The 12,674-nt window shown below is 45.1% G+C and carries 14 protein-coding genes; 2 read left to right on the top strand and 12 right to left on the bottom strand.

Going from position 1 to position 12,674, the window contains the following annotated elements; genetic code table 11:
* The first annotated feature begins 33 nt into the window (after nucleotides 1-33).
* Nucleotides 34-1,320, top strand: coding sequence for an HlyC/CorC family transporter (locus tag ARA78_RS00150; protein WP_055143832.1), 1,287 nt, complete (start codon nucleotides 34-36; stop codon nucleotides 1,318-1,320).
* Nucleotides 1,321-1,804: 484 nt separating this feature from the next.
* Nucleotides 1,805-2,506, top strand: coding sequence for a DUF1836 domain-containing protein (locus tag ARA78_RS00145; protein ID WP_022216611.1), 702 nt, complete (start codon nucleotides 1,805-1,807; stop codon nucleotides 2,504-2,506).
* Nucleotides 2,507-2,618: 112 nt separating this feature from the next.
* On the opposite strand, the gene ARA78_RS00140 is transcribed toward ARA78_RS00145, so the two are convergent.
* The 12 genes from ARA78_RS00140 to ARA78_RS00085 all read right to left on the bottom strand — a co-directional run bounded on the left by ARA78_RS00140 (nucleotide 2,619) and on the right by ARA78_RS00085 (nucleotide 12,673).
* Nucleotides 2,619-2,948, bottom strand: coding sequence for a YerC/YecD family TrpR-related protein (locus ARA78_RS00140; RefSeq protein WP_015533300.1), 330 nt, complete (start codon nucleotides 2,946-2,948; stop codon nucleotides 2,619-2,621).
* 67 nt (nucleotides 2,949-3,015) lie between these two features.
* A complete protein-coding gene (locus ARA78_RS00135) occupies nucleotides 3,016-4,515 on the bottom strand; it encodes an alpha-amylase (protein ID WP_055279808.1) in 1,500 nt (499 codons plus the stop codon).
* A 216-nt stretch (nucleotides 4,516-4,731) separates the two neighbouring features.
* Complete coding sequence (locus ARA78_RS00130; RefSeq protein ID WP_022216612.1) at nucleotides 4,732-5,949, bottom strand: LL-diaminopimelate aminotransferase; 1,218 nt, start codon at nucleotides 5,947-5,949, stop codon at nucleotides 4,732-4,734.
* Nucleotides 5,950-5,959: 10 nt separating this feature from the next.
* Nucleotides 5,960-6,760: a diaminopimelate epimerase gene (gene dapF / locus ARA78_RS00125; RefSeq protein ID WP_055143828.1), complete on the bottom strand. Its 801-nt coding sequence runs from the start codon at nucleotides 6,758-6,760 to the stop codon at nucleotides 5,960-5,962.
* Nucleotides 6,761-6,785: 25 nt separating this feature from the next.
* Nucleotides 6,786-7,337 (bottom strand): ANTAR domain-containing response regulator, encoded by a 552-nt coding sequence (locus tag ARA78_RS00120; protein WP_070097439.1) that lies wholly within the window; start codon nucleotides 7,335-7,337, stop codon nucleotides 6,786-6,788.
* A gap of 112 nt (nucleotides 7,338-7,449) precedes the next feature.
* Nucleotides 7,450-8,781 carry a type I glutamate--ammonia ligase gene (glnA, locus tag ARA78_RS00115; RefSeq protein WP_015533303.1) on the bottom strand — a complete coding sequence of 444 codons (1,332 nt, stop codon included), beginning with the start codon at nucleotides 8,779-8,781 and terminating at the stop codon, nucleotides 7,450-7,452.
* Nucleotides 8,782-8,928: 147 nt separating this feature from the next.
* The gene (locus tag ARA78_RS00110) at nucleotides 8,929-9,699 is read right to left on the bottom strand and encodes an ABC transporter permease (protein WP_015533304.1); all 771 of its coding nucleotides are present in this window, start codon (nucleotides 9,697-9,699) and stop codon (nucleotides 8,929-8,931) included.
* A complete protein-coding gene (locus ARA78_RS00105; RefSeq protein ID WP_022216614.1) occupies nucleotides 9,692-10,609 on the bottom strand; it encodes an ABC transporter ATP-binding protein in 918 nt (305 codons plus the stop codon). Before ARA78_RS00105 ends, ARA78_RS00110 begins: the two co-directional genes overlap by 8 nt.
* Nucleotides 10,610-10,738: 129 nt before the next feature.
* Entirely contained in the window at nucleotides 10,739-11,002 is a 264-nt protein-coding gene (rpsR, locus tag ARA78_RS00100) for a 30S ribosomal protein S18 (RefSeq protein ID WP_015533306.1), read from the bottom strand.
* 17 nt (nucleotides 11,003-11,019) lie between these two features.
* Entirely contained in the window at nucleotides 11,020-11,472 is a 453-nt protein-coding gene (locus tag ARA78_RS00095; protein WP_022216615.1) for a single-stranded DNA-binding protein, read from the bottom strand.
* 16 nt (nucleotides 11,473-11,488) lie between these two features.
* Entirely contained in the window at nucleotides 11,489-11,779 is a 291-nt protein-coding gene (gene rpsF, locus ARA78_RS00090; protein ID WP_015533308.1) for a 30S ribosomal protein S6, read from the bottom strand.
* Nucleotides 11,780-11,902: 123 nt separating this feature from the next.
* A complete protein-coding gene (locus tag ARA78_RS00085) occupies nucleotides 11,903-12,673 on the bottom strand; it encodes a TIGR03915 family putative DNA repair protein (protein WP_330375961.1) in 771 nt (256 codons plus the stop codon).
* Nucleotide 12,674: the final 1 nt, after the last annotated feature.

Raw genomic sequence — 12,674 nt, 5'->3', positions numbered from 1 at the left:
TTAAAAATTTTTTAAATGATTGGAGATGAAATCTTGGACGCAGGTTCCATAATAAACATTATCATTCTGGTGGTGCTGATCGCACTGTCCGCATTCTTTTCTTCAGCTGAAACAGCACTCACAACGGTGAGTAAATTCTCGCTCAGGTCTCTTGCAGACAACGGCAACAAGCGGGCCTCACGGGTTCTCAAGGTCACAGAGAATTCAGGCAAGCTGATAAGCACTATTCTTATAGGAAATAACATTGTCAACATATCAGCATCTTCTCTCACGACCACATTCGTAACAAAGGCATTTGGAAGCTCTGCTGTCGGTATTGCAACCGGAGCCCTGACACTGATCGTTCTCCTCTTCGGAGAAATCACACCAAAGACCCTGGCTCAGCGTTATAACCTGAAGATATCGCTGTTATACATTGACATAATCCAGTTCCTTATGATAGTGCTCACACCTGTGATATTCATAGTGAATAAGATCGCTGATTTTATATTCTGGATCATAAGGCTCGACAAGGACGGCGGGAACCAGAAGATGACCGAGGATGAACTCATAAGCATGGTGAACGTCAGTGAGGAGGAAGGCGTCATCGAGGACAAAGAGAAGGAAATGATAACCAATGTGGTGGACTTCGGAGATTCCATTGCAAGGGATGTCATGATCCCAAGAGCAGATATGACCATCGCCTCTGTTGATATGGCTTATGATGATCTGCTGAAGCTCTACATGGAAGTACCGTATACGAGAATTCCTGTATATGAGGACTCCAGAGATAACGTGATCGGTATCCTTCATGTTAAGGATCTCTTCTTCTACAAGGCAACCCATGATATCAATAATTTCAGCGTTCGTAACATCATGAGAAAGCCACTGTATGTATATGAATATCAGAAGACCAATGATCTTCTGCACTCCATGAAGTCGGATTCCAATACCATGGCCATCGTGCTCGATGAGTACGGAATCTGCATAGGACTTATTACCATCGAGGATCTCATTGAGGAAATCATCGGAGACATCAAGGATGAGTACGACACGGAGGAACACAACAACATCATCAAGGTCGACGACACCCACTACAACGTCGATGGCTCCATCAAGCTGGATGATCTGAATGATGCACTGAATCTAAAGATAGAATCAGAGGACTACGACTCCCTCGGCGGTTACATAACCGAGCTGCTGGATCACATTCCAGCCAAGGGCGAGTCCGTCACCGACATCTCATGCATCTACAAGGTACTTGAGATGGACAAAAAGCGAGTCGCCAGAGTGCTTATCACGCTGGCTCCGCAGGAGCCAGGCGACGCCGATGGCGAGTAAGTCAGCGCCGGGTGGCGGGGTTATGCGCAAACAGACATTTTCGTTGAAAAAGATACAATTTTGTGATATTTCTCGAAGGAATTTACGAAAAGCACACAGGCTTGCAAAAGCTTGTGTGCTTTTCTCTTTTTTCGGCTCAAAAAGATACAATCGTCAAACTTGCAGCCAGCTAGCATCCTGAGCATTCTCTTTCCTCTTGATTTTTTAACAAATTAATACGTTTTATAGTAAAACAACCTTGTAATGTAGTTTTGAATACTATATAATATGTCGTGTTGATTCAAAATCAACTGTTTATATGCGGTATTACACACTGCATAAACAACACATACTGCACAAAACAGCACATGCTGCGTAAACAATGCATACTGCATACACAGCACGTACAACTGTTGGAATATGTCAATTTGTGAACGGTATTTATGAACAGCATTTTCGCACAGCAGTTCCTGTGCGTGCTCCAACTAATATAAGAGGTGTCTATATGGATAAAAAGACAAATATTAAAGACATAATATCAATGGCCGGTGGCCTTGATTATATAAACCCTAAGGATATTCCTTCCATTGACCTGTACATGGATCAGTTGACCACCTTCATGGAGGATCAGCTTGGAAAGAACAGACGCAATGACGAGGACAAGGTGATGACCAAGACCATGATCAACAACTACACGAAGAACAATCTTCTGCCATCGCCTAACAAGAAGAGATATTCTAAGCAGCACCTTATACTGCTCATTTATATATACTACCTGAAGAACATGCTCAGCATCAACGATATACAGACTCTGCTTGAGCCTCTTATAGATGGTTATTTTGATTCCAACAAGGACGGAAAGGATATTTCTGATATATACGCCCACTTGTATGAGCATCTATCCCAGCATTACGGTGACATCATCAAGGATATCGTGAGAACAGCCAACAAGGCTGATGCCATGTATGATCCTGAGAAGGACTCCTATCTCCACGATCTCAGCATGATCTCACTTCTCTCAGTTGATATATATGCCAAGAAGAAATATGTGGAGCATCTGGTAGACAAGCTCAGACAGGAATCTGAGGAAGATGCCAAGGCGAAGGCTAAAGCCCAGGCACAGAAAGCCAGAGAGCAGGCAGCAGCCAAAGCCGCAAAGGCTAAGCAGCCACAGGCAAACGCCGCAGCCGAGGGCAGGAAAAAATAGTCAGCTTACGCACAACCAACAAGTATTGCGACCAGATTTTACAGGACTCCAGCCTGTAACACAAATAAAACCCCTGAACGATAAAATGTAATCGTTCAGGGGTTTTGTCTGACTACTTGTCGGTTTTCTCGTTGCTCTGCTTGTCATTCTGCTGGAAGCTCTTCATTCTTGAAAATACAAGCTCATATCCGTCCTTGCCATAATTCAGGGATCTGTTGACCCTGCTTATCGTGGCTGTGGATGCTCCGGTCTTCTCCGCAACCTCCAGATATGTGTTGTCTTCCTTCAGCATCTTGGCCACTGCAAAACGCTGTGCTATAGATAACAGTTCATTCACCGTGCATACATCCTCAAAGAAATTAAAGCACTCCTCTTCTGTCTCCAATGTAAGTATTGCCTCAAACAGATCCTGTACTGCCTCTGTATGTACTGTTTTTCCCATGTCTAAGCTCCTTTTTGACTTTCACGACTTTAGCGTGATAAAGTAATATATACTATATACCACTTTCTTATAATTTGCAATCTTTTTTGATCCAGACTGAAAGGCCTCTTCTGTTGACATAGAACTCGCCACAGCCCTCGTCATCTATCTTGATGTCATACTTGGCATTACCCATGACATCTGCAAAATGTGCTCCCGCAAACTGTCTGCCCACATACATTCTCTTGGTGCCGCCCATTCCATCGGACATGACAACCGCAAGTCCTGAATCCTTGTGCTCCTCGTCGCCCTCTCTGGTCCATCCAACAACCTCGCTGTGATCAAAGTAGTCGTGCTGAGTTCCGTATGCATATTTCTTTCTGAGCTTGAGCAGCTTATTCAGCATCGTCTTCTTCGACTTTACCTTAACCTGTGGTATTCCCGCGTAGTCGCCAATATACAGGCACGGATAGCCCTGCTCTCTGAGCAGTATGACCGCATACGCCAGAGGCTTGAACCAATCCTCAACGTATGATTCCAGAACTCCTCCAACCTGGGATTCGTGGTTATCTACAAATGTAACAGCCTTCTCCGGATTGCTCATCATAAGTGAACCCTTAAGCAGATCTGCCATGTTATACTCTCCATCTGCCACAGATGCATCGTGGAAATTGAAGTGCAATGGCACATCGAACATGGATGCCTCATTGTCTGTGGCCTTGATATAGCCATTCAGATATTCTGTATTCCAGTGCCAGAAATCACCGACAGCAAATATGTCCTTATGTACATATTCCGGAGCCTCATCTGCGCCCTTCTTCTTAGCGGCTGCAGGGACATCAGATGTCGCTTCAATAAAATCCTTCACAAACCATGCAGGGATAGCCTCTGCCTCCTGGAATCTGAATCCGTCCACATCAGTGGTCTTCTCGTACCACTGAGCCCACGCCATGAGCTCGTCGTACACTTCCTGATTGTAGAAATCAATCTCGCTTCCAATTATATAATCATACTTGGAATATTCCTTGTCCGCCTCGTCATAATCCTTGCCCTCAAGAGCGCACACACGCTTCTTGAATTCTTCCTGCTTCCAGTCTATTCCCGCAAAATGCTTCCAGTTCCACTTGAACTTGGAATACTTTGACTTTCTTCCAGGGAATGTAAACTTTGAAAGTGCTCCCACAGTCTTCTTATTGCCGATCATCTGTGGAATATCTTTGGTGTTGAAGTCGGCTGCTGTAACCTTCTCTATCCTGTCAGCGCCAAGCTTCTGTCTGACCGCAATGTCCGCATAGACATTTATCCCCTGATCCTTCATAGCCTTTATAGCAGCTATATACTCATCCTTAGTTCCATATCTGGTTCCAACTGAACCCTTCTGGTCAAACTCTCCCAGATCATACAGATCGTACGGAGCATACCCCATATCTTCTTTGCCCTGTGCTCCCTTTGTAGCAGGCGGAAACCATACAGCCGTAGCCCCCATCTTCTTCAGAACCGCAGCGTCCTCTGCTGCCTTTTTCCATAAATCCTGGCTGTCGGTCGTATTCGCTGTAAAATACTGTACCAAAAGTCCGTTATCCTTCATCTCAATACCTCCGTTATTGGCTTTTAATCACCCTTATAAGTCATTATATCAAATCTGAATATATGAGTAAAGACCGACAAATAACAAAAAACATGCCCGCAGACTCCCCTTACCGGAGTGCCTGCAGGCATGCCAAAGACACTATGTACTGTAACGTATATATCTCGGATCACACACGCTGATCCATGCATGTATACGCCACAGCTTATAGCTGTATTACATATTCTTGATTCTCTCTATAGCCTCAACTGTATTCTCATAAGTTCCGAATGCAGTAAGTCTGAAATATCCCTCACCGCTTGGTCCGAAGCCTGAGCCTGGGGTTCCGACTACATTTGCATTCTCAAGCAGATAATCGAAGAAATCCCATGATGACATGTTGTTCGGTGTCTTAAGCCAGATGTATGGCGCATTTACACCGCCTGATACAGTGTAGCCTGCATCCTTAAGTCCCTGTGAGATAACCTTTGCGTTGTTCATGTAGTATGCGATCTGAGCCTTTGTCTGAGCCTTGCCCTCGTCTGAGTACACTGCGTCTCCTGCTGCCTGAACAATGTATGGAGCGCCATTGAACTTTGTTCCATGTCTTCTTGCCCACAGGCTGTGCATTGACACGCCATCTGCGTCCTTCAGATCCTTTGGAACTACAGCATAGCCAAGACGTGTTCCTGTGAATCCTGCGTTCTTAGAAAAGCTCTTGAGCTCGATAGCGCATGTCTTTGCGCCCTCGCACTCATATATTGTATGAGGAACATCCTCCTCGCTGATATATGCCTCGTATGCAGCATCGTAGATGATGACTGCTCCGACCTTATTTGCGTAATCTACCCACTCCTGAAGCTGATCCTTCTTGATCGTTGCTCCTGTAGGGTTGTTTGGGAAACACAGATATATGATGTCAGGTGTCTCCTTTGGAAGCTCTGGCGCAAAGTTATTGTCCGCAAGACATGGCATGTAAATTACATCGCTCCACAACTCTGTGTTCTTGTCGTATGTTCCTGTTCTTCCTGCCATTACATTTGAATCAACATATACAGGGTATACAGGATCACATACTGCGATCTTGCTGTCTGCTGTAAATATCTCCTGGATATTTGCTGAGTCACTCTTTGCCCCGTCGCTGACAAATATCTCATCAGCAGATATGTCCACGCCTCTGTCAGCATAGTCATTCTTTGCTATGGTGTTTCTGAGAAACTCATAGCCGAGATCAGGAGCATATCCCTTGAATGTCTCCGCAACTGCCATCTCGTCTACAGCCTTGTGAAGGCGCTCTATGATAGCCGGTGCAAGTGGCTGAGTCACATCACCGATACTGAGTCTTATAACCTTCTTGTCAGGGTGTGCTGCGCTGTACTCTCTCTGCTTTCTTCCAACTGTTGAGAAGAGATAACTTCCCGGAAGCTTTAAATAATTTTCATTTGCCTTAAACATATCTTTCCTCCTAATATATATCAGTCCAGCCTTCAAATACTTCCCTTGCCGGTCCTGTCATGTACATAGTTTCATTCTGCCTGTCGTAATCAATATCTAAAGTTCCTCCGAGCAACGAGACCTTTACCGAATCTCTCGTCCTGCCGGCAGCTATCCCCGCCGCCACAGCCGCACACGCGCCTGTACCGCACGCAAATGTCTCGCCGGAGCCGCGCTCCCACACTCGCATCCTCATATGATCTTCGTCAACGATCTGGACAAATTCTACATTTGTCCTGTTCGGGAACATGGGATGCACCTCCATCTCAGGCCCCAGAGTCTCCATCTGGCAGACATATATATCATCTACCCACACAACCGCATGGGGATTGCCCATGGATACCCGGACAAAATCCACGGTTTCATCAGGCAGAACAGCCATCTCGACAGCCGCACCTATATCCGGTCTGCCCATATCCACACACACCGCAACCACTCTTCCATCCTGCAGAATGCATCTGAGCCGTTTTATACCCGCCTGTGTCTCCACAGTAAATTCCGTCTTCTCCGTCATTCCATGGTCGTATACATACTTGCCAAGGCATCTTATGCCATTTCCACACATCTCTGCCCTGCTGCCATCCGCATTGTATATATCCATATTAAAATCAGCCCTGGCCGAAGGTCCTATAAGTATCAGTCCGTCGCCCCCAATGCCCCTGTGCCTGTCACTGACAAGCCTGGCAAGGATCTCCGGATCATACACCTTTTCTCTGAAGCAGTTCACGTACACGTAGTCATTTCCAAGTCCTTCCATCTTCGTGAATCGCAATAGAAAGCCTCCCTCTTGATCTGTTTTAGAAACAATCTGAATTATCCAGTATCATATATGCCATCTCGACTATATTTATACCGTTATCCATGCTCTTCTTTTGCAGATATCTGTGAGCGTCCTGTTCATCATACTCAAAGTCATGCATAAGCTTGAGTTTTGCCGCCTTGATGACCTTCTTCTCTTCCTCGGTTCTCTCCTTTGGCCTGGACTTTCTCTTTTTTCTCTCCCACAGAAGATTCTCTATGGTGAGACTTACGGTATTCACAAAGTCCATGGACTTTATCGGCATAGACAGACATACCACGCCGCTGTCCCGGACTTCCTCATAATTCTTCTTGCTGCTGAGCACGATCATGTCAAAATATTTCGGAATATAATTCTCAAGATCTGAATACATCATATCCAGGAATTTATATCCACATATTATGACTCCATCGTCACACGCATCCGCAGCCTGCGCCGCCTGGGCTCCGGTTGTACACACCTTTGTAACACTTATACCATTGCGAATGAGCAGGTTTTTTATACTCTTTGCTTCCTCTATTTTCGGAAAAACTATTATAACATTTACCAAATCAAAGCCCTCTCAATCGTGTATGTATAGCTATTATCAAATATATAGGTAAGCAGACCTTTCGCTCCGCTTACCTATACTACTCATCATTTTATATTGTTCGTGTATAAGATCAGACTTTGTACAGATAGTTTGAGATCTCCCAGTCTGTAACCTGTCTTGTGTACTCATTCCACTCATCCATCTTGGCACTTGTATACCTCTCGAAGATGTGTGAACCAACTGCCTCCTTCATGAAGTCGCTCTCGCTCATGGCAAGAGTTGCCTCTCTGAGGTTTGCAGGAAGGCTGTGGATATGACGTGTCTTCTTCTCCTCTGCAGTGAGGTTGAATATATTTGTATCTACACTTGGTGGAACTGGAAGCTGACGCTTGATTCCGTCAAGTCCTGCTCTAAGGCATACTGCCATGGCAAGGTATGGGTTAGCTGTTGGATCCGGACATCTGAGCTCAACTCTTGTTCCTGCACCACGTGCACTTGGAATTCTGATAAGTGGACTTCTGTTCTTTGCTGACCATGCGATGTAAATAGGAGCCTCATAGCCTGGAACAAGTCTCTTGTATGAATTTACAAGCGGGTTGGTGATGGCTGTCATCTCCTTCATATGCTCCATGATTCCGGCGATGAACCAGTAAGCCTCCTGGCTAAGTCCGAGCTTATCGTTCTCATCTGCAAATATGTTCTTGCCATCCTTCTGGAGCGACATGTTCATATGCATACCTGAACCGCATACGCCATACTTTGGCTTTGGCATGAATGTTGCGCAGAGACCATGTCTCTTGGCAATAGTCTTTACAACCAGTTTGAATGTCTCGATGTTGTCGGCGGTTCTCAAAGCCTCACCGTACTTGAAATCTATCTCATGCTGTGCAGGAGCTACCTCATGGTGTGATGCCTCGATCTCAAATCCCATCTGCTCAAGAGTAAGAACCATATCTCTTCTCGCATTCTCACCGAAATCCAGTGGTCCGAGATCAAAATAGCTTGCTCTCTCGTATGTGTTAGTTGTAGGCATTCCGTTCTCATCTGTCTGGAAGAGGAAGAACTCACACTCAGGACCTACATTCATAGTGTAACCCATCTCTTTTGCCTCAGCCAGAGCTCTCTTAAGTACATATCTTGGATCGCCCTCAAATGGTGTTCCATCAGGCTTATATACATCACATATAAGTCTTGCAACCTTTCCCTGCTGTGGTCTCCAAGGGAATGTCTCATATGTATCATAATCAGGATACAGATACATATCTGACTCCTCAATTCTCGCAAAGCCCTCTATAGAAGAACCGTCGAACATGATCTTGTTGTCAAGTGCCTTCTCTATCTGGCTTGAGGTTATCGCTACGTTCTTAAGGTCACCAAAAATATCTGTGAACTGAAGTCTTATAAACTCAACATCATCTTCTTTGACCTTTTTCAGTATGTCTTCCTTTGTGTATTTTCCCATCGTTATACTCCTTTTCTACACATTGTTTGATCCTCTGCATGTAAATCCCTATGAGTTTTTCTCATAGCTAGAGTTATAATAAACTTTGACAGAACTTTTGTCAACACAGATGAACGGTTGAGCAAATGTATATTCTGTCATAATTCTCTATCGAAGATCTCTCTTCCTGAATGTCAACCACGTTGCCACTATCATCACCGCGCCATACGCAGCGGCCACTGCCAGGGATATTCCCGCGTGACTCCAGTCTATATCGACCTGGCTCATCTCCCTCACAGAGCTGAACGGCATATAGCCCAGTATTTTCTCCAGAACATCCGACTGGAACAGCACGGGCATGATCTGCACGCCGAGATCCACCAGGAAAAACAGCAGCAGATTCACGGATACGGACGCTGCCTTGGACGTCAGCGCAAATGCAAGGAATACGCATGTCATATATAACATCGTAAGCACAAAGCCCTCGCACGCTATCGATCTCAGCATATATCCCGCCACATTCAGGGTAAATGCCTTTCCAAAGCCTCCACAAATGCATCCTCCTATGGTATATACAAGTATGTCCTCAAGAGAGAGTATCCATATCGCCACTATATATACTATGATCTTCGAAAACATTATATGTGCCCTGCTGTGTCCCTGGGCTATCGCACACTGGATATCCCTGGACTTGTAATCGCTGGTGATGAGCGACGCCGCAATAAATCCAAACAGCATGCCGGACACCGAGCTTCCAGAAAACGAGCCCAGCAGATACTGGAACTGAAAATCTCCCGTGAGTTCTATTCCGAGAATATCTCCAACCAATCCCACCGAGATCAGATATATTATATCCTGGACAAAGAAAACTATCAGGCACACCCTGAAGCCCAGGCTCTTATACAGCTTATAAAATTCAGCCGACAACAGTTCACGCATAATGAGCACCCCCTATCCTGTGAATAAAGTAGTTCTCAAGGCTCTCCTCCTCGAGATGGTACTCACTGACAAACACCCTCTCATTGTAGAGAACCCATGCCAGCTCGTCTGAGTTTACCGGCTGGTCCACGATTATCTCATCGCCATTCACATACACATTCACTATATTGTATCTCATAGCAAGTATATCAAGAACCTTCTTCACATCATTGGTGCGCAATCTCAGTCTCCTGTGGCACTTCGCGTCAAGCTGCGCTGCAGAGAGGCAGTCTATGATCTGTCCTCTGTCTATCATTATGTAGTCCGTTGCCAGCTCGTGAAGCTCTGTAAGTATATGGCTGGATATAAGTATCGTCACACCAAATCTCTGATTTATCTGCTTGAGAAGATTTCTTATCTCAACTATTCCAACCGGATCAAGTCCGTTTATCGGCTCATCCAATAGCAGGAGATCCGGACCTGACAGCATGGCACAGCCAATCGCCAGCCTCTGCTTCATTCCCATCGAATAATTCCTAAACTTCTTCTTGCCAACGCCCTGCAATCCAACATTTGCTATGGTCTGCTCGATGAGCTTGTCGTTCTTTATCCCCCTCAGCTTCATATTAAGCTTTATGTTGTCTACAGCATTATAATTATCGTGCAGTCCGGCATGTTCGCACACCGTTCCTATCCTCTTTCTGGCATTCACCAGCCCCTTGCTGTCACTGGCGCCAAATAATTCTATCTCTCCCTCGTCAGGAAACAACAGACCATTGATATGATTGATCAGGGTAGTCTTTCCTGCCCCGTTCTGTCCTATAAAGCCATATATCTTCCCCCTTTCAAGAGATATATTGACATTGGACAAAACAGTATTCTTTCCAAATGTCTTCGTGAGTCCGCTTACTCTCACAACATTCTCTGCCATTTATCCCCCACCTTTCTGTCCTCATAAAATACGCCTACAGGAAATAATATTCTATGAATTTACACAAAAACCCGTCATCCAGCACATAGCTGAACAACGGGTCCTTTATATACTTATCAATGATAAGAATTAATCCTGAACGTATGGTAATATTGCGATCTGTCTAGCTCTCTTAACAGCAATTGTGATTGCTCTCTGATGCTTAGCACATGTTCCTGTGATTCTTCTTGGAAGGATCTTACCTCTCTCTGAGATATACTTTCTGAGTGCGTTTGAATCCTTGTAATCGATCACAGCCTCTTTATTAGCACAATACTCGCAGACTTTCTTTCTTCTACGGATATTTCTTCTCTTCATTGGAGCGTCAGCTCTATCAGTCTTATTGTAAGCCATTGTATTTACCTCCTATTTTACTTGAATGGTAAATCGTCCTCAATACCTTCCGGTATACTCATGAAGCCCTCAGCTCCTGCATTGCCAGGTGCCGGTCTTCCTGCTGGCTGATATCCACCGCCTGATGCCTGTCCGCTTGCAGCCTTGCTCTCAGCAAACTCCTGCTCCTCAACAACAACATCAGTTGTGTACACCTTGTTACCATCCTTATTCGTATAGCTTCCAGTCTGGATTCTACCTGTTATAGCAATCTTCGTTCCCTGCTTCAGGTACTTCTCTGCAAACTCAGCGCTCCTGCCAAATGCAACGCAGCCGATGAAGTCTGCACTCTGGTCGCCATTTCTATTGAATCTTCTGTCTACAGCCAATGTGTATCTTGCAATAGCCATCTGGCCATCACCTGTGTTTGACTGTGAATATCTAACTTCCGGGTCTCTTGTGAGACGACCCATCAATATTACCTTGTTCATTATAGAATACCTCCTATTACTCGGCGTCTAATCTAACGCAAAGATATCTAAGAACTGATTCCATAATACGAATGTTAGCCTCAAGCTGAGCTGGAACTCCAGCCTCTGCATCAAACTGAATGAAGTAGTAGTATGCTTCGCCCATCTTCTGAATCTCGTAAGCAAGCTTCTTGAGTCCACACTCGTTAACTTCTGTAATTGTTGCGTTAGCCTTCTCAATATAAGACTTAACCTTATCAACTACAGCTGTTCTGGCTTCCTCATCAATCTTTGCACTAACAACTAAAGTTAATTCATATTTGTTCATTACATTGCACCTCCTTATGGTCTCTGGCCCACAGTCATCTGTGAGCAAGGAAAATATGATTAATACATCACAAGTTCAGATACTATCATATTTTTCCAGCCAATTCAAGCATTTTTTCTATGATCATCCCAAAAATTCTGTGGCATGCTTTCTCGACCACAAAGGGAACATGCTTCTCTGGCATCTGTAGTTCTCTCTCTGCTCCACGCTCACCGCGCTGAAGAATGTTCTCCACATATCTGTGTAATCATCCTCCATATATTCTGCACTGCCCAGCGTCTCCATCTCCTGATCTGTAAGCCGCCTCACATACATATCCGAATCCACCGGATGCACCACGGCGTAACGTCTGCCATCATCCACTATCAGCCAGTATTCTGACGGCATCCTGTCCGCAAAATGACTGGCGACAAGAAGCGCAACATCGTCCTTTGGTTCTATATGACATACATACACCCGCCCCTGGACAACAGTGAATCTGGCTATCTCCCTGAATAGATGTGCCTCGTTGCTCACACTCCGCCCAAGCTCCATGATACGCATCACCTCCGGACTTATGAGCATATGTTCCACCTTCCGCCCCTCGGCAAATGCCAGTATCAGATATCTGTACACAGTATCCAGTGCATCCTCCTGATGCGACAATAGTGCATTGAATACGTTGCGGTACACCAGCCAGGATACCTTCTTCACAGACCGGGTAAACTTCTGCACCTTGTCCGCATCCGGCTCGACATGTATATAGTCAGCGAACATATCCAGTTGTTCCACAGGCTCCTTCATAAGCATCACATGGTCGTGTCCGACCTGCAGTGCCATACTCCACGCCTCATATATGCATGTAGCCATATCGTCATATCTGTCTCTGCATGTGAAAACCTTCATATTGTCCATA

This window comes from Coprococcus eutactus (genome assembly GCF_001404675.1).
GTDB lineage: Bacteria > Bacillota > Clostridia > Lachnospirales > Lachnospiraceae > Coprococcus > Coprococcus aceti.
Note: the sequence above shows the minus strand (reverse complement) of the source record. Positions and strands in the feature narration are given on the sequence as shown.